Below are 14,817 nucleotides of genomic sequence, written 5' to 3'. Positions count from 1 at the left end.
TCGCCGCGTCCACCCTGGAGGCATGCCCGCGATCGCCCCTTCCTCCGCTCTCGAGGCCGCCCGGCGCGAGTTCGCCGGCGGACGCGACTACCTCGCGGCCTGCACGGTCGGCCTGCCGAGCCGTGCGACGCGCCTCGCCGTCCTGGCGGATCTCGATGCCTCCGCCTCCGGGCGACCCGGCCTCGCCGCGTACGGCGCGGCGGTCGAGCGCTCGCGCGCGCTCTTCGCGTCGCTGGTCGGCGTGGGCGCCGAGCGGGTCGCGATCGGCTCGCAGACCTCGGTCGCGGCGGGGATGGTGGCCTCGGCGCTGCCCGACGGCGCCGAGGTGCTCGTGCCCGAGGGCGAGTTCTCGTCGCTCGTGCTGCCGTTCGTCCACTCGGGGCGGGGACTGGTCGTCCGTACCGCACCGCTCAGCGACCTCGCCGCGCACGTGCGTCCTGCCACGGCCCTCGTGGCGTTCTCCGTGGTGCAGTCGGCGACCGGCGAGGTGGCGGATGCCGCAGCCATCGTGGCCGCGGCCGCCGCGCATGACGCCCTCACGCTGTGCGACGCGACCCAGGCCGTCGGGTGGCTGCGGGTCGAGGCATCCGTCTTCGATGCGGTCGTCTGCCACGCGTACAAGTGGCTGTGCGCGCCGCGGGGCGTGTCGTTCCTGACCGTGTCCGATCGGCTGGCCGCGCGCATGACGCCGCTCAACGCGGGATGGTACGCCGGTGACGACCCATGGTCGTCGTGCTACGGCGGCGACGTGGAGCTCGCCCCCGACGCCCGGCGCTTCGACGTGTCGCCGGCGTGGCAGGCGTTCGTCGGCGCGGCCCCGGCGCTCGAGCTGTTCGCCGCCCTCGATCCTTCGGCGCTGTACGCGCACGCGACCGGGCTCGCCGCCTCCTTCCGTTCGGGAATGGGCCTCGCCCAGCCCGAGCGGGCGTCGGCGATCGTGACGTGGGACGACCCCGAGGGCTGCGAGCTGGCACGGCTGAGCACCGCGGGGATCACGGCGTCCGGCAGGTCGGGGCGCGCCCGAGTGGCTTTCCACGTGTTCAACGACGAGGACGACGTCGACCTCGCCCTCGCTGCTCTGGGCCACTGATCCCCGGCTCCTGCGGCTTCCGGCGGACTGCGTAGACTGCGAACGCGGGTCAGCCGGGCCGCGCACCGACGGAGGCCGCATGACCCCCCACCCCGACCGCACGGTGCTGCGCGGCGGCACAGTGGTCGACGGCACGGGAGCGCCCGCCCGCGAGGCCGATGTCGAGATCGTCGCCGGCCGGATCGGCGTGATCGGCGACATCCCCGCGCGGGACGGCGACCACGTCGTCGACTGCGCGGGGCGCCTCGTGATGCCGGGCTTCATCGACGCCCATGCGCACGCGGACGGCGCGGTCTTCGATCCCGAGGTTCAGCTCGCCCTGCTGCGCCAGGGCATCACCACGGTGATCGGGGGCCAGGACGGCGTCTCGTACGCCCCCGGCGACGGCGTGTGGGCCGGACGCTACTTCGCCGCGATCAACGGCCCGCACCCGACCTACGCCGGCGGGGGCGTCGCCGAACTGCTCCGCACCTACGACGGCACCACGCCGCTCAACGTCGGCTACCTCGTGCCCGCCGGGACGGTGCGCCACGAGGTCATGGGCATGGCAACGGACCGGGCGGATGCTGCGCAGCTGGCGCGCATGCAGCGCCTCGTGGCCGACGGGCTCGAGGCCGGCGCCCTCGGCCTGTCGACCGGGCTCGACTACGTGCCCGGCATCTTCGCGGACGCCGACGAGCTCGCGCAGCTGTGCGTGCCGGTCGCCGCCGCCGGCGCGCTCTACGTGACCCACATGCGCGGCGGCTACGAGACGAACACCGCCGCGGGCCTCCGTGAGGTCGTCGAGATCTGCAGCGGCGGGAAGGCGCATGCCGGCGTTCGCGGCCACGTCTCGCACCTCCACGTCGATGCGGCCGACGCCGACGTGCTGCTGGCCGAGGCGGCGGCATCCGGAGCGGATCTCTCCTTCGACATGTATCCGTACACGCGCGGCTGCACGCTGGTGTCGATGGCGGTGCTGCCGCCGGAGTACAGCGCCCTCGACGTCGACGACGCCGTCGCGCGGCTGTCCGATACCGCCGAGCGCGGGCGCCTCCGAGGTGAGTGGTTCCCCACCGTCACGCACAAGCCGAGCCTCGGACCCGACTGGCCCCGCATGATCCGAATCGGCCACACTCCCGCAGCGCACTGGGCGTGGGCAGCCGGGCTCACGCTCGCCGAGATCGCCGAGCGCCGGCAGACCTCGGTCGAGGAGGCGACGCTCGACCTCCTGGTCGCGGGCCGCATGGAGGTCAATGCGGTCATGGCGGTGCGGGACGAGCGCCCCGTCGAGAACCTCGCACGACTGTTCGCGCACCCCGGGCACACGGGCGGCTCCGACGGCATCTTCGTCGGGGCCGTCCCCCATCCCCGCGCCTGGGGAGCCTTCGCCCGGTTCCTCGGCGCCTACGTCGGCCGCTCGTTCACGTGGGAAGGCGCCGCCGTGCACCTCGCGGCGCGGACGGCCGAGCGATTCGGACTGGCCGGCCGCGGCATCCTCCGCGCCGGCGCCGCGGCCGACATCGCGATCGTGGATGCGGCGATCGTCACGGATGCCGCGACCTACGAAGACCCGCGGCAGCCCGCGCGCGGCATCGACGACGTGTTCGTGAACGGCACCCGCGTCCTGCGCGATGGCGAGCTCACCGGCGTCCTCGCCGGGCGAGGCCTGCGCCGCGCACCACTCACTGCTCACCTGTCACCACGTGTCGCTGCGAGCGGCACAGTGTGACAGGCGAGCGCCCGATGGCCCCCAGGAGAGGAACCCCATGACCAAGCAAGCCGTGCTCATCGAGAACGCCCCCAAGCCCGCAGGCCCCTACAGCCACGGCGTCGCCGCCGCCGGACTGCTGTTCACCGCCGGCTTCGGCCCGCAGGACCCGGCGACCGGCGAGGTCGTTCCCGGCGGCGTCTACGAGCAGACGCAGCAGGTGCTCCGCAACGTCGGCAGCGTGCTCGCGGCCAAGGGCGCCTCGTTCGACGACGTCGTGAAGGTCACCGCGCACCTGCAGCACCTCAAGCGCGACTTCGCCGAGTACAACCGCGCCTACGCGGAGTTCTTCACGGAGCCCTACCCCGTGCGGACCACCGTCGGCTCGGACCTCTACGACATCCTCGTCGAGATCGACGTGGTCGCGGTCGTTCCGGGCGAGTGATGACCTCGCCGCGCCGCGCGGTCGCCGACCGCGTGCTCGACACGACCGACAAGGGTGTGCCGACGGATGCTGCGGGCCTGACCGTCGCGGAGTTCCTGGCGCGTGAGCCTCGGCTCATCGACCTCTGGACGCCGCTCGTCGTGCTCGACGACGGTGTGCTCGACGACAACATCGCGTTCCTCGCCGGCTGGGTCGCCTCGCGCGGACTCGAGCTCATGCCCCACGGCAAGACCACGATGGCTCCGCAGCTGTGGCGCCGGCAGCTCGACGCGGGTGCGACCGGCATCACGGTGGCCACCCCGTCGCAACTGCGCGTGGCGGTGGACGCGGGCGTCCCCGCGATCATGCTCGCGAACCAGCTCGTGCAGCCCGAGGCGATCCGCTGGACCGCGGACGCCGTCGCGGGGGGAAAGCGGGTGTGGAGCTGGGTCGACGACGTCGCAGGGATCGAGTCCATCGAGCGCGCCCTCGACGGATCCGTGGAGCGGCCCCTGGAGGTCCTCGTGGACGTCGGGCGCCCGGGTGGCCGCACGGGTGCCCGGTCGCTGGACGCCGCGGTCGCGGTCGCGGAGCGTGCCGCCGCCTCGCCGGCCGTCCGGCTCGCCGGCGTAACCGGGTACGAGGGCTCGGTCGCGCACGGGCGCGGCGAGGACGCGCTGACATCCGCGCGGGCGTACGTCGACGAGCTGCTCGCGGTCCACGACGCCATCGCCCCGCTGTACGGCGACGGCGATGTGCTGGTGTCGGCGGGTGGCAGCGCCTACCCCGATGTCGTCGGCGCGGCCTTCGCCGCGGCGGCGGTCGGTGGCGACCGCGCGCGGTTCGTGCTGCGCTCGGGCGCGTACGTCGTTCACGACCACGGCTACTACCGGCAGAACTCGCCGTTCGAGGGATCGGGACTCCGCCCCGCGGCACGCGGGCTGGCGCGCGTGGTGTCGCGGCTCGACGCCGGCACGGCGATCGTCGATGCGGGCAAGCGCGACTTCCCCTACGACGAGGGGCCGCCGACGCCGCTGTTCGCGATCGGGAGCGGAGGCGGACGGATGCTGCTCCCCGGAGCGGAGATGACGAAGCTCAGCGATCAGCACGGATTCGTGCGCATCGCGCCGGACTCGCCGCTCGCTGTCGGCGACCTCGTGGTGTTCGGGCTCTCGCACCCGTGCACGATGTTCGACAAGTGGCGGCTCATGCCGGTCGTGGACTCGGTCGACGACATCGAGACCGCGATCGTCACCGACCTGATCGAGACGAGGTTCTGAGTTCCGCGTCGGGCGGCGTCAGGCGCCCGAAGCGGCCTCGGGTGCCGGTGCGGTCGACGCGCGCCAGCCCAGCGGCGAGAGCAGCACCGAGGCCGCCACGAGCACCAGGACGACGAGGGAGAGGCCGCCGTAGCCGATCCAGCCGAGCAGCGCGCCCGCCGCGATCGCACCGACGCCGCCGACGATACTCATCGTGAAGTCGCTGAGACCCTGCCGTCTGGTGCGCAGCTCCTCCGACGAGGACTCGGTGAGCAGCGTGGAGCCGGCGACCGTCGTGGCGCTCCAGCCGAGGCCGAGGAGCACGAGGGCGACCGTGACCGCCGTGGTCGACGCCTGACCGAACGACGCCGTCAACAGCGCCGCGGCCAGCAGCGCCTGTCCGATGAGGATCGTCGGCACGCGCCCCACCTTGTCGGCGAGGATGCCGAAGACCGGCGACAGCACGTACATGCCGGCGATGTGCAGGCTGATCGTGAGGCCGATGATGGACAGCGTGGCCGCCTCCGACGCCTCGTGGGTCAGATGTGCCAGGTGCACCGGAGTCATCGCCATGACCGAGACCATCGTGCCGTGGGCCGCGGCCACCGCGAAGATCGCGTAGCGCGCGGCCAGGGGCCTGTCCGCCTTGGCGATCGCGCGGCTCGCCGCCTTCGCGGAAGCCACCAGGCGCTGCGCGAGCAGCAGCGGATCGGGTCGCATCGCGACCAGGTACAGCACGATCGCGAGTCCCTGCGCCACGAGGGTGAACAGATAGGCGCCGGTCAGCGGCGGCATCCCGATCGCCTGACCGACCACCTCGCCGGGCCCGGTCAGGTTGGGGCCGAGCACCGCGCCCACGGTGGTGGCCCACACGACGATCGACAGATCACGCCCGCGCGAGGCATCCGTCGCAAGATCCGCCGCGGCGAACCGGGACTGCAGATTCGCGGCCTGCCCCGAGCCGATGATGAGGAACCCGGCGAGCAGCACCGGGAACGATCGCAGGGAGACGGCGAGGATCACGAGGCCGACGCCGACGAGGGCGACGGCCATGCCGGTGGTGAGCGACAGCCGGCGGCCGCGACGGCGCGCGATCGCCGCGAGCGGGACCGCGGTCAGCGCGGTGCCGAAGGTGACGGCGGCCGCCGCCAGTCCTGACAGCGCGTCCTCGCCGGACAGCTCGGCCGCGAGTACGGCGCCGAGCGACAGCGTCGCGCCGAACGCGAGGCCACCGAGCACCTGACCGCCCGACAGCACCCACACGGTGCGCCGCTGGACGCGGGCGACCTCGGCGGCGGTCGTCGCGGGGTCGACCGCCGGTTCTGATCCGGTCTCAGGCATCGCGGGCGGGATTGCGGAGCGTCCCGAGCCCGGTGATCTCGACCTCGACGGTGTCGCCCGCGCTGATCTGGCCGACACCGGCCGGAGTGCCCGTCAGGATCACGTCACCGGGAAGCAGGGTGAAGGCGGCGGAGGCGAACGCGATCACGTCGGCGAGCGAGAAGATCATGTCGCTGATCGGCCCCTGCTGGCGCACCTCGCCGTTGAGTCGCGTCGTGATGACGGCCGGGCCGTTCACGTCGAAATCGGTCTCGATCGCGGGACCCAGGGGGCACGACGTGTCGAAGCCCTTGGCGCGCGCCCACTGGCCGTCCGACTTCTGCCAGTCGCGCGCGGTGAGGTCGTTCGCGATGGTGTACCCGAAGACGTAGTCGAGCGCGTTCTCGGCGGAGACGTTCTTGGCGATGCGGCCGATGACGGCGGCGAGCTCGCCCTCGAAGCTGATGAAGTCCGACCCCTTCGGCAGCACGACGGCGTCACCCGGGCCGATCACCGAGGTGTTCGGCTTGAAGAACAGCATCGGCGACACCGGCACCTCGTTGCCCATCTCGGCAGCGTGGTCGCGGTAGTTGCGGCCGACCGCGACGATCTTCGAGCGGGGGATCACGGGCGCCAGCAGCGCGACGTCGGCGAGCGGCACGCGCTCCCCCGTCGTGTCGTAGCCCGCGAACATCGGGTCGCCCGCGAGGACGACCAGCTCGCCCTCGTCGACGATCCCGAATCTGATGGCGTCGTTGTGGCTGAAGCGCGCGATCCTCACGGGCTCAGCCTAGCGAGTAGCGCCGACGCCGGCCCGGGATCCGCGCACCGGAACGACGGAGCGGACGGATGCCGCAGCATCCGTCCGCTCGAGAACCCGTGCGGGGCGTCGGTCAGGCGTCGAGGCGCACGAGCCAGCCGTGCTTGTCCTCGCGGCGGCCGTACTGGATGTCGGTGAGCTCTTCGCGCAGCGACAGCGCGAGCTCGCCGGTCGGCTGCTCGTCGAGGAAGTCCTTGCCCTTGAGCACGCCGATGGGCGTGACCACCGCGGCGGTGCCGCACGCGAAGACCTCGACGATGTCGCCGGAGGCCACGCCCTGGCGCCACTCGTCGAACGACACCGCACGGCCCTCGACCTTGTGACCGCGGTCGGCCGCGAGCTGCAGGATCGAGTCGCGCGTGATGCCCTCGAGGATCGATGCGGACTGCGGCGTGACGAGCGTGCCGTCCTTGTAGACGAAGACGACGTTCATGCCGCCGAGCTCCTCGACGTTGCGGTCCTGGTCGAGGAACACGACCTGGTCGCACTCGTTCTCGTACGCCTCGGACTGCGGCAGGAGGCTCGCGGCGTAGTTGCCGCCGGTCTTGGCCGCACCCGTGCCGCCCTTGCCGGCACGCGCATAGTCCTCGCTGAGCCAGATCGACACCGGCTGGACGCCGCCCTTGAAGTAGGCGCCGGCGGGCGAGGCGATCACGTAGTAGCCGACCTTGTGCGCGGGACGCACGCCGAGGAACGCCTCCTTGGCGAACATGAACGGACGCAGATACAGGCTCTGGTCGTCGCCGGACGGGACCCAGGCGCCGTCGACGGCGATGAGCTCGCGCAGCGACTGGATGAAGTACGAGACCGGCAGCTCCGGCAGCGCGAGGCGCCGCGCCGAGCGCTGCAGGCGCCGGCCGTTCTGGTCCGGACGGAAGGTGTGGATCGAGCCGTCGGCGTGCCGGTAGGCCTTGATGCCCTCGAAGATCTCCTGACCGTAGTGCAGGACCGCCGCCGCGGGGTCGAGCGACAGCGGGCCGTACGGCTGGACACGCGGACGGTGCCATCCGCCGCCCGTCGACCAGCAGATGTCGACCATGTGGTCGGTGAAGCTGGTGCCGAAGCCGGGGTTCGCGAGGATCTCCTCGCGCTGCTGAGCGGTCTTCGCCTGCAGGTTGCGGTTGACGGTGAACTCGAGAGGCGCGAGTCCGGTGTCGGGATCGGAATCGATGAGGGTCATGACGAGCCTGTGCTTTCGTGCGGTCGAGCCGCGAGAGTGGACGGCGCTTGCCGGTTCCAGGTTACGCCTGGAGTCGTGCGGCGATGGCGTCGCCGACCTGCGCCGTCGTACGGGATGCCGTGCCCCGGGTCGCGATGTCGTCCTCCACAGCCGTGGTGACGCGCTGTGCCTCGTCGGTGAGCCCGAGGTGATCGAGCAGCAGCGAGACGGAGAGGATCGCGGCCGTGGGATCGGCCTTCTGCTGTCCTGCGATGTCGGGCGCCGATCCGTGCACGGGCTCGAACATCGAGGGGAACGCGCCGTCGGGGTTGATGTTGCCCGAGGCTGCGAGGCCGATGCCACCGGTGACGGCGCCGGCCAGGTCTGTGAGGATGTCGCCGAAGAGGTTGTCGGTGACGATCACGTCGAAACGACCCGGGTTCGTGACCAGATAGATGGTGGCCGCGTCGACGTGCACATAGTCTACGGTCACGTCCGGGTGCTCCCGCGCCACCTCGTCGACGAGACGCTTCCAGATGCCGCCGGCGTGCACGAGCACATTGGTCTTGTGCACGAGGGTGAGCTTCTTGCGGCGGCGCTCGGCCAGCTCGAACGCGTAGCGCACGACGCGCTCCACCCCGAAGGCGGTGTTCACCGAGGTCTCGTTCGCGACCTCGTGCGGGGTGCCGGTGCGGATGGAGCCCCCGTTGCCGACGTACGGGCCTTCGGTGCCCTCGCGCACCACGACGAAGTCGATGTCGCCCGGCTCGGCGAGCGGCCCCGGCACGCCCGGGTACAGCTTCGAGGGGCGGAGGTTGATGTAGTGGTCGAGCTCGAAGCGCAGCGTGAGCAGCAGCCCGCGCTCGATGTTCGCGTTCTTGAGCCGCGGGTCGCCGGGGACTCCGCCGACGGCGCCCAGCAGGATGGCGTCCTGCGCCTTGATCGCGTCGAGGTCGTCGGCCGTGAGCGTGTCGCCGGTCTCGAGGAAGCGGGCGGCGCCGAGCGAGTATCGCGTCTTCTCGAAACGGATGCTGCTGCCCGCGGTCGCGGCGTCGAGCACCTTCTCCGCTTCGGCGATGACCTCCGGACCGATGCCGTCACCCGGGATGACGGCCAGCTTCACGACACGCGACATGGTGCTCCTACGACTTCTGGCGGGACCCTCCCAGGGTAGTGGCCGCGATGACCCCCGCGACGACCACGAGAGCCGCCCCGATGAGCGCCGTGACGGTCACGCCGGCGTCGAACGCCGTCGCCGCCGCCTCGAACAGCGCCTCGCCGGTCGCCCCGCCGATCTGGTCGGCCGTGTGCACCGCACCCGCCAGGGTCTCGGACGCGGCGGCGGCCGCAGCATCCGTCACGCCGTCCGGCACCACGAGATTCGAGCGGTAGAGAGCCGTCAGGATGCCGCCCAGCACCGTCGTGCCGAGAACGGCCCCCAGCTCGTACGCGGTCTCGGAGACGGCGCTCGCGGCACCCGCCTTCGCGGGAGGTGCGCTCGAGAGCACCAGTTCGTTCGACACGGTCTCGGCTGCGCCGATGCCGATGCCGAGCGAGACGAAGGCCGCGACGAGCGTGCCGACGCTGTCCGGGCCCGTGGCGAAGGCGACCGCGACGTAGCCCGCGACCGAGAAGACGAGCGCCGCCGGCACCACGACGCGCGCAGGCCACTTCTTCGAGATCGGCACGACCGCGAGGCCCGCCAGGATCATCATCGCGAGTCCGGGCACGAGAGCGAGCCCCGCCTGCATCGGCGACAGCCCGACGATGAGCTGCAGGTGCTGGGCCACGAAGAACAGGAAGCCGACGAGCGCGATCACGCTGAGCAGGTTCACCAGCAGCGCGCCGCTGAATGTGCCGAGGCCGAACAGGCGCATGTCGAGCATCGGGGTCTGGGCACGCAGCTGGCGGCGCACGAAGAGCACGCCGAAGCCGAGACCGACGAGCATCGGCAGCCACGCGGCGAGGGCGAACCCGTGGACGGCGAGCTCCTTGATGCCGTACACGATCGGGATCATGGTCGCCATCGACAGGGCGATGCTGAGCGGATCGATGCGGCCCGGCTTCGGGTCGCGGCTCTCGGGCACGAGGAGCGGCGCGAGCACCAGCAGCGGGATCAGCACGGGCACCGAGAGGAGGAAGACTGACCCCCACGAGAAGTGCTCGAGCAGCAGGCCGCCCACGATCGGTCCGAGCGCGGCCCCCGCGGAGAACATCGACGCCCAGACGGCGATCGCGAGACGCCGCTGATCGCGGTCGGTGAAGATGCTGCGCAGCAGCGACAGCGTCGACGGCATCAGCATCGCGCCGAACACGCCCATCGCCGCGCGGGCGGCGATGAGCCACGCGGCGCTCGGCGCGAACGCCGCGAGCACGGAGACCGCGGCGAATCCGGTCGCGCCGATGAGCAGCATCCGTCGCCGTCCGAACCGATCGCCGAGCGTGCCCATCGTGACGAGCAGACCAGCCAGCACGAGGGGGTATGCGTCGATGATCCACAGCTGCTGGGCGCTTGACGGTCCGAGTTCGAGCGCGATCGACGGCAGCGCGAAGCTCAGCACCGTGTTGTCGACCGACACGAGCAGCACCGGCAGCATCAGCACCACCAGAGCGGCCCAGCCGCGCCAGCCGACCTTCCGTCCCTGGGCGTCGGCGAGGGAGAGTTCTTGAGTGAGAGTCATCATTTCTATACCGTCCAGCCGGTATAGTAACAGGATGCCGCGACGCCTGTCGATACCATCGAGGCCATGAGTCGCCCTCCCCTCGCCCGCGAGAAGGTGCTCGACGCCTTCGAGCAGATCCTGATCGAGGAGGGCGAGCGCGCGGCCACGATGGACGCCACGGCGAGGGCCGCAGGCGTCTCGAAGGGCGGCCTGCTCTACCACTTCGGCACGAAGGAGGCGCTCGAGGCAGCGCTGATCGATCGTCTCCGGACGCTCGTGCAGGCCGACGTCGACCTCATGGCGGCGGCGCCCGAGGGGCCCATCGCCTACTTCCTGCACACCTCGGTCATGGCGAACGACCCGATCGACCGCGCGATCCTGGCGACCTCCCGCCTCGCGCAGGGCGGCGACGCCACGGCGAGCGATGCGCTGCGGCAGATCCGCGACGCCTGGGCCGCCGTGCTCGAGCCGCACACCAAGGACGCGACGGCGCTCGACCTGGTGATGCTCGTGAGCGACGGGCTGTACTTCAACAACGCGCTCTCGGGCGGCTCGATCCCGGGTCCCGTGCCCCGTGGCGAAGCGCTCGACGCGCTGGTCTCGCTCGTGGAGCGCGCCGCGCGCCCCTGAGCCGCGCCGATCGCGTCAACGCGACCAGCCCACGCACAGGCAGGAACGACGGATGCCGCACCCCCGCCCGTTGCGAGGGCTCAGGGACGCGGCATCCGTCGTCGGATCAGGACTCGGTGATCTCGATCTGGCGGAACAGGTCGGCCTGGATCGCGGTGCTCACCTCGTCGAGCAGTGCGTCGGGGACGGGCGAGTCGACCGTCAGCACCGACAGCGCCTGACCGCCGGCCGTCTGGCGCGCGATCTGCATGCCGGCGATGTTGATGCCCGCCTCACCGAACTTCTGCCCGTAGATCGCGACGATGCCGGGGCGATCCTTGTAGAGCATGACGACGTGGTTGGTCTCGATCGGAAGCTCGATCGCGTAGTCGTTGATGCCGACGAGCTTCTCGACCTGCTTCGGGCCGGTGAGCGTGCCTGAGATCGCGAGCTGCGAGCCGTCGGACAGGGCGCCGCGCAGCGTGATGACGTTGCGGTACTCGGGGCTGTCGTCGTCGACGAGCAGACGCACCTCGACGCCGCGCTGCTCGGCGAGCAGGGGCGCGTTCACGTACGACACCGTCTCGCTGACGATGTTCGTGAAGACGCCCTTGAGCGCGGCGAGCTTGAGCACGCTGACGTCGTAGGCCTGCAGCTCGCCGTGCACCTCGACGTCGAGGCTCGTGAGGGGCGACCGCGCGAGCGCCGAGAAGATCTGGCCGAGCTTCTCGACCAGCGGGATGCCGGGGCGCACGTAGGGGTCGATCACGCCGCCCGCGACGTTCACGGCGTCGGGCACCAGCTCGCCGCCGAGCGCGAGGCGCACCGACTTGGCGACGGAGACGCCGGCCTTCTCCTGCGCCTCTTCGGTCGAGGCGCCGAGGTGGGGCGTGACGACGACGTTCGGCAGGTCCAGCAGGGCCGCCGCGGTGCCGCCCTCGGCCGGGGGCTCGGACGTGAAGACGTCGAGGCCCGCGCCGGCGATCTCGCCGGCGGTGAGGGCGGCGTGCAGAGCCTCTTCGTCGATGAGGCCGCCGCGCGCGACGTTCACGACGTACGCGGTCGGCTTCATGATCTTGAACTGCTCGGCGCCGATCATGCCCGTCGTCTCGGGCGTCTTCGGCATGTGGATCGTGACGAAGTCGCTCTGCTCGAGCAGCTCGTCGAGGGTGACCAGCTGCACGCCGAGCTGCTGGGCGCGGGCGCTCGTGACGTACGGGTCGTACGCGATGACGCGGACGTCGAACGCCTGCAGGCGGGCCGTGATCAGGGCGCCGATGCGGCCGAGCCCGATGATGCCCACCGTCTTCTCGAACAGCTCGGTGCCGGTGTACGAGCTGCGCTTCCACGCGCCGCCCGCGAGCGACGCGTGGGCCGCGGGGATGCGGCGCGCGAGGCTGAGGATGTGGCCGACGGTGAGCTCGGCCGCCGAGATGATGTTGGAGGTCGGCGCGTTCACGACCATGACGCCGGCGGTGGTCGCCGTCTTGATGTCGACGTTGTCGAGACCGACGCCGGCACGGGCCACGACCTTGAGGACGGGCGCCGCGGCGATCGCCTCGGCGTCGATCTTGGTCGCCGAGCGGATCAGCACGGCGTTGGCGTCGGCGAGGGCCTCGAGCAGCGCGGGGCGGTCGGTGCCGTCGACGTTGCGCACGTCGAAGTCGGGACCCAGGGCATCGATCGTGGCGGGAGAGAGCTCTTCGGCGATGAGGACGACAGGCTTCGGCACGGGTGTTCCTTAGTGGGGCGGTGCGCGAACGCGCGGAGCAGAACCGGATGCCGCGCCGCACGCCGTCGGGGGGCGAGGCCTGTGCCAGCCTACCGCCCGCGCGGCGACGCGCCCGACCGTGTGACGCCGCGCGCGTGCTCAGCCCAGGAACGACGCGGAGTTGAGGGTCGTGTAGGCGACGACGTTCAGCCAGAAGACGGCGACGAGTGCGAGGCCCGTGAGCATCACGAGGAGGAGCTCGTGCGGCGCGCGCCGGTACCCGATCGCGAACGCTCCGCCCCACACCAGCAGCGGGAACACCGCGGCGAAGATCCAGATGAACCATCCGAGCGCGTTGAGCGTCAGGCCGGCGTCGGCGAACACGCCGAGCGTCGCGACGAGGTTGCCGACGGCGTTCCAGACCGCGTAGGCGTAGAACAGCCCGACCACGCCCGAGATCGCGGCCACGAGCCACGTGGGCGTCTTTCCTCGCCTCGCGGCCGGGATCGCAGCATCCGTCACGTCGTCGCTCATTGTCCGATCGCCCCGATCATCACGAAGGGCCAGGGCAGCAGCAGCACGACTCCCGCCGCGAGCCACGCGAACCGCACCCACGCGCGCGCTCCGCGGGTCAAGAGGAAGGCCGTCGCGAACCACAGCAGCGGCGCGAGCACGGCGAGCCACAGGCTGCCCTGGTACATGACGTCGAGGACGAGGTACTGCGCCTTGCCCTGCAGGCGCAGGCCGCCGATGAGCCAGCCGATCGCGTACAGGGCGTAGACGCCGCCCAGCACGCCGAAGGCGATCAGCGTGCCGTTGCCCATCGCGTGACGCTCTGCGGTCGTGTCGACGGAGGGGGCGACGGATGCTGCAGCCCCCGCGTCGGCTGGGCCTTCCGCGCCGACGGCGTCGCTGCCCCGACCGACCGCGGTGAAGCCCTCGGGGAGCTCGACCTTCGACGCCTCGGCCGGGGGCGGGGTCTCCGCCTCGGGCTCGGCGTCGGCGCTCGGCTCGCCGGTCGCGCCGTGGTCGAGCGTGGGATCGTCGTCGCCGTCCCACGTGAGGGCGTCGTCGTCGCGTCCGGTCGTCACGTTCTCAGCGTAGTGCCGCGGGGCGAGGGCCCCGAGCGACACCCGCTGCGGGCGACGCTCAGGCCCGCAGCACTCATTCGAAGAGCCGCAGCATCAGGGTGTGCCAGGTCTCGGGACCGACGATCCCGTCCGCCGGCGGCGCGAACATCTGCTGGAACTCGCGGACGGCGGCATCCGTCAGCGGGCCGAAGTCGCCGTCGACGGTGAGCCCGGCGAGGAGCGTCTGCACGGCGCGCACCGCCTCGCCTTCGGCGCCGGCCGGGCCGTCGCCCTGCTTCACGGTCATGATGAGGCTGGGCCAGTCCAGCTGCCCGAGCGTGGTCGAGATCTCGACGGCGCGCAGGGTCTGCTGGAAGGTCTTGGCGGCCTGGCCGCTCAGCGGGCCGAACGCGCCGTCGGCGGCGATGGTCGCGCCGTGCGCGCGCAGCAGGTGCTGCGCAGCGAGCACGCGCCAGTTCGTGGCCTGCGACGACCCCTGCTTCACGAGCGCCCACGGGCGGTCGCCGGGCACGAACGTGCTGAAGAACGACCAGGTCTCGCGACCCGCGACACCGTCGAGGGTGAGCCCCCACGACTCCTGGAAGAACTCGACCCGCTCCTTCGTGATCGGGCCGAAGCTGCCGTCGACGACGAGCGGATCCTCCCCCGGCGACCGCGGGAGACCGAACTGCTGCACGGCCCGCACGGCATCGCCGGTGGACCCCTGCTGCACCGCGATGACGAGGCGCGGCCAGGTCACGGCTCCGACGATGCCGTCGGACGGAACGCCCTGCGCGGTCTGGAAGGCGCTGACCGCGGCTGCGGTCGCAGGCCCGTAGTCGCCGTCCACGACGACGGCGTGGCCGTGCGCCCGCAGGAGGTATTGGATGCCGGGGACGACCGGCGCCGTCGATCCCGGTCCGACGGTGCTCCACGGTTCGACGTTCATGACAGCTCCTCTGCTTCTGGTCGAATGTGCGGGGCTCGCGCCCCTCACGATTC

At 71.7% G+C, this 14,817-nt stretch carries 14 protein-coding genes; 5 read left to right on the top strand and 9 right to left on the bottom strand.

Annotated features, from left to right (window positions below):
* Window positions 1-22: 22 nt before the first annotated feature.
* The 4 genes from ACFQ7C_RS17195 to ACFQ7C_RS17180 all read left to right on the top strand — a co-directional run bounded on the left by ACFQ7C_RS17195 (window position 23) and on the right by ACFQ7C_RS17180 (window position 4,484).
* Entirely contained in the window at window positions 23-1,090 is a 1,068-nt protein-coding gene (locus tag ACFQ7C_RS17195) for an aminotransferase class V-fold PLP-dependent enzyme (RefSeq protein ID WP_378903970.1), read from the top strand.
* A gap of 79 nt (window positions 1,091-1,169) precedes the next feature.
* Complete coding sequence (locus tag ACFQ7C_RS17190; RefSeq protein ID WP_378903967.1) at window positions 1,170-2,801, top strand: amidohydrolase family protein; 1,632 nt, start codon at window positions 1,170-1,172, stop codon at window positions 2,799-2,801.
* A gap of 37 nt (window positions 2,802-2,838) precedes the next feature.
* On the top strand, window positions 2,839-3,225 hold the full coding sequence (locus ACFQ7C_RS17185) for a RidA family protein (protein WP_378903964.1): 387 nt from the start codon (window positions 2,839-2,841) through the stop codon (window positions 3,223-3,225).
* Window positions 3,225-4,484 (top strand): alanine racemase, encoded by a 1,260-nt coding sequence (locus ACFQ7C_RS17180; RefSeq protein ID WP_378903961.1) that lies wholly within the window; start codon window positions 3,225-3,227, stop codon window positions 4,482-4,484. Before ACFQ7C_RS17185 ends, ACFQ7C_RS17180 begins: the two co-directional genes overlap by 1 nt.
* 18 nt (window positions 4,485-4,502) lie before the next feature.
* On the opposite strand, the gene ACFQ7C_RS17175 is transcribed toward ACFQ7C_RS17180, so the two are convergent.
* From ACFQ7C_RS17175 to ACFQ7C_RS17155, 5 genes are all read right to left on the bottom strand, one after another.
* Window positions 4,503-5,804 (bottom strand): MFS transporter, encoded by a 1,302-nt coding sequence (locus ACFQ7C_RS17175; RefSeq protein ID WP_378903958.1) that lies wholly within the window; start codon window positions 5,802-5,804, stop codon window positions 4,503-4,505.
* Complete coding sequence (locus ACFQ7C_RS17170; RefSeq protein ID WP_378903955.1) at window positions 5,797-6,564, bottom strand: fumarylacetoacetate hydrolase family protein; 768 nt, start codon at window positions 6,562-6,564, stop codon at window positions 5,797-5,799. The genes ACFQ7C_RS17175 and ACFQ7C_RS17170 overlap by 8 nt, the downstream gene beginning before the upstream one ends.
* 112 nt (window positions 6,565-6,676) lie before the next feature.
* Window positions 6,677-7,783 (bottom strand): branched-chain amino acid aminotransferase, encoded by a 1,107-nt coding sequence (locus ACFQ7C_RS17165; RefSeq protein ID WP_378903952.1) that lies wholly within the window; start codon window positions 7,781-7,783, stop codon window positions 6,677-6,679.
* Window positions 7,784-7,844: 61 nt separating this feature from the next.
* Window positions 7,845-8,897: a 3-isopropylmalate dehydrogenase gene (locus ACFQ7C_RS17160; RefSeq protein WP_378903949.1), complete on the bottom strand. Its 1,053-nt coding sequence runs from the start codon at window positions 8,895-8,897 to the stop codon at window positions 7,845-7,847.
* A 7-nt stretch (window positions 8,898-8,904) separates the two neighbouring features.
* A complete protein-coding gene (locus ACFQ7C_RS17155; protein WP_378903946.1) occupies window positions 8,905-10,446 on the bottom strand; it encodes an MFS transporter in 1,542 nt (513 codons plus the stop codon).
* 63 nt (window positions 10,447-10,509) lie between these two features.
* Here ACFQ7C_RS17155 and ACFQ7C_RS17150 point away from each other — a divergent pair, with 63 nt between their 5' ends.
* Complete coding sequence (locus ACFQ7C_RS17150) at window positions 10,510-11,055, top strand: TetR/AcrR family transcriptional regulator (RefSeq protein WP_378903944.1); 546 nt, start codon at window positions 10,510-10,512, stop codon at window positions 11,053-11,055.
* A gap of 106 nt (window positions 11,056-11,161) precedes the next feature.
* Here the strand turns inward: ACFQ7C_RS17150 and serA are convergent, their stop codons facing one another.
* From serA to ACFQ7C_RS17130, 4 genes are all read right to left on the bottom strand, one after another.
* The gene (gene serA, locus ACFQ7C_RS17145) at window positions 11,162-12,766 is read right to left on the bottom strand and encodes a phosphoglycerate dehydrogenase (RefSeq protein WP_378903941.1); all 1,605 of its coding nucleotides are present in this window, start codon (window positions 12,764-12,766) and stop codon (window positions 11,162-11,164) included.
* A 138-nt stretch (window positions 12,767-12,904) separates the two neighbouring features.
* Window positions 12,905-13,279, bottom strand: a complete 375-nt coding sequence (locus ACFQ7C_RS17140) for a bacitracin resistance protein (RefSeq protein WP_378903938.1) — start codon at window positions 13,277-13,279, stop codon at window positions 12,905-12,907.
* Complete coding sequence (locus ACFQ7C_RS17135) at window positions 13,276-13,836, bottom strand: DNA polymerase III subunit gamma/tau (RefSeq protein ID WP_378903935.1); 561 nt, start codon at window positions 13,834-13,836, stop codon at window positions 13,276-13,278. Before ACFQ7C_RS17135 ends, ACFQ7C_RS17140 begins: the two co-directional genes overlap by 4 nt.
* A gap of 73 nt (window positions 13,837-13,909) precedes the next feature.
* Window positions 13,910-14,764: a peptidoglycan-binding protein gene (locus ACFQ7C_RS17130; RefSeq protein WP_378903932.1), complete on the bottom strand. Its 855-nt coding sequence runs from the start codon at window positions 14,762-14,764 to the stop codon at window positions 13,910-13,912.
* Window positions 14,765-14,817: the final 53 nt, after the last annotated feature.

This window comes from Microbacterium sp. NPDC056569 (assembly GCF_042793475.1).
Classification (GTDB): Bacteria; Actinomycetota; Actinomycetes; order Actinomycetales; family Microbacteriaceae; genus Microbacterium.
The sequence above is the reverse complement of the archived record's forward strand: the minus strand, read 5'-3'. Positions and strand labels throughout refer to the sequence as shown.